Consider the following 2,148-nt stretch of genomic DNA (forward strand, 5'->3'; position numbering starts at 1 on the left):
CCCCCCAGTCACGGCCGCAACGGCTTCGCCGTCCTCCGCTCGCGCTTCGGCCTTCGGTGCGGCCGCGCCCGGCGCGCGGCCGGGATGCGCTGTCAGGCCGCGATAGGCGCGGCCACAACCGACGGAGACACCGCCATGACCTACGACATTCCTTTCGATGACGGCTACGAGCCCTCCCACGCCTCCTCGCCGACCGACCGCGTTATCCTCGAACTGCAGATGTACGGCCATCGCCCGCATCAGGACGAACCCGACCCCCGGCCACTTCCCGACGATGAGGTGATCCGGGCCGGCCTCGCTGGGATCGTCGAGACCTTCGCTGGCATGCTCGGCGACACCAGGCTCGAACCCGATCTCGACGATTTGCTCTGGTCTTTCGCAAACGTCTTCCACCGTGCCGCCGAGCGTGTCGCCCGCAGCCTCGACCGCAACGAGGAGGCGCAGCGCTCGAGTCTGCAGGAGCAGGACGGCTCGGAGGTGAAGTCGGTCGAGCTGGAGCGGCTGACCGCGGAAGGCATCAGCTATATCGAGCGCCGCAACGTGCTCGAAATCATGCGCGATGAGGCCGCCGATCTCTACGAGGCACAAACCGGATCGGCATGGCGACCGCGCACCGGCTCCAAGGTCAGCCACCAGGCGATGACGGCTTCGGTGATCGACAGCCGCGACTTCCTCGCCGCCCGCCGACACGCCGAAACCGAGGTGCTCGTTCCAGCAGGGACCAAGATCGCCTTCGCCGGCGGCCTCGACTGCAACGATCACGACAGGATCTGGGACGCGCTCGACAAGGCTCGCGAGAAGCATCCCGACATGGTCCTGCTCCACGGCGGCAGCCCGCGCGGGGCCGAGCGCATCGCCGCCTGCTGGGCCGAGAACCGCAAGGTCACCCAGATCGCCTTCAAGCCGGACTGGACCCGGCACGCCAAGGCAGCCCCGTTCCGCCGCAACGACCAGCTTCTCTCCGTGGTGCCCTACGGCCTGATCGTCTTTCCCGGCTCCGGCATTACCGACAACCTTGCCGACAAGGCCCGTCGGCTCGGCATCCCCGTCTGGCGGTTCGCGGAGGGCGGCGCGTGAGCGCCGCTTTCCCCACGAACCCGAGCGCGCGCGATCGGGTTCGACCCGCGCGAATCGCATCAGAGCCCGCGCGCGCGAAGCACGGCACGCTGCGCCTCCGCGGATCGTATCGACGCGGAAAGGCTGCCGCCACGCAGCGGGGTATTGCGGTTCGCGTTACACGGACGTATATACGTCCGCAACACAGGAGCTTGCCATGGTCACCACAGCCACGAGGAAGGAAACACCCGTCTCGATGCGGTTTCGCGACGATGATCTCACCATCATTGACCGCGGTGCGGAGCTGCTCGGCCTGTCGCGCACGGAGTTCATGCGGCGCGCAGCACTCCACGAGGCCCAGGCGGCCATCCTCAACGAAACCGTCATCCGCGTGTCCCCGCAAGCCTATGACGCCTTCATGCAGGCGATCTCGGCCCCAGCCGCCGCGCCCCCGCCGAAGGCGGCCGAGCGGCTGCGTCGGTCCCCGCCCTGGGATCGCTAGGTGGCGCTTTCAGGCATCGAACTCCTCAATGACACGCACCGCGTCGACAGCTTCGATTGCGGCAAGCCGGCGCTCAACGCTTGGCTGGCCGGCTTCGCGCGAGCGAACCAGGTCCGCGGGTTCACCCGCGTCCTGGTCGTTCACGACGAGGGAACCGTCGTCGGCTATTACGGCCTCGCGCCGGGCGTGATCCAGCCAAACAGCGCACCGCGCGCTATCCGCATCGGACGCCCGCCCGATCCGATCCCCTGCCTGCTTATCGGACAACTCGCCGTCGACCACCGCTATGCCGGACAAGGCATCGGCAGCGGCCTGGTCAAGGACGCGCTGCATCGCTGCCTCGCCGGCGCCGACATCGTCGGCGGCCGCGCGGTGGTGGTGCGAGCGATTGACGCCGAGGCCGAGCGCTACTGGCAGAGCTGGGGTTTTGTCCCGTCGCGGGACAACCCGTCTATCCTGATGCGCTCGATCCAGGACATGCGCCTCTGGTTGGCGGACAAGTCCCACTAGATCCCTCGGTGTGAGCGTGGCCGGCAGCGGCAGCAGCGGGGCCCCGGCCGCGCCGGCCTGCGGCCGGCCGGGCTTTAGTT

Annotated in this window: 3 protein-coding genes; all 3 read left to right on the forward strand. The window is 68.5% G+C overall.

Annotated elements, in window-relative coordinates:
- The first annotated feature begins 135 nt into the window (after positions 1-135).
- The 3 genes from X742_RS140655 (at position 136) to X742_RS140645 (ending at position 2,068) form a co-directional block, all read left to right on the forward strand.
- Positions 136-1,077 (forward strand): DUF2493 domain-containing protein, encoded by a 942-nt coding sequence (locus tag X742_RS140655; RefSeq protein WP_031248789.1) that lies wholly within the window; start codon positions 136-138, stop codon positions 1,075-1,077.
- Between the two features lie 196 nt (positions 1,078-1,273).
- The gene (locus tag X742_RS140650; RefSeq protein ID WP_023775554.1) at positions 1,274-1,558 is read left to right on the forward strand and encodes a DUF1778 domain-containing protein; all 285 of its coding nucleotides are present in this window, start codon (positions 1,274-1,276) and stop codon (positions 1,556-1,558) included.
- The gene (locus X742_RS140645; protein ID WP_023775555.1) at positions 1,559-2,068 is read left to right on the forward strand and encodes a GNAT family N-acetyltransferase; all 510 of its coding nucleotides are present in this window, start codon (positions 1,559-1,561) and stop codon (positions 2,066-2,068) included. It begins immediately after the preceding gene.
- Positions 2,069-2,148: the final 80 nt, after the last annotated feature.

This window comes from Mesorhizobium sp. LNHC229A00, from assembly GCF_000502415.1.
Classification (GTDB): domain Bacteria; phylum Pseudomonadota; class Alphaproteobacteria; order Rhizobiales; family Rhizobiaceae; genus Mesorhizobium.

Excerpts from the sequence above, each read along its gene's own strand:
- X742_RS140655 (WP_031248789.1), top strand. The coding sequence starts at position 136 with ATGACCTACGACATTCCTTTCGATGACGGCTACGAGCCCTCCCACGCC.
- X742_RS140650 (WP_023775554.1), top strand. The coding sequence starts at position 1,274 with ATGGTCACCACAGCCACGAGGAAGGAAACACCCGTCTCGATGCGGTTT.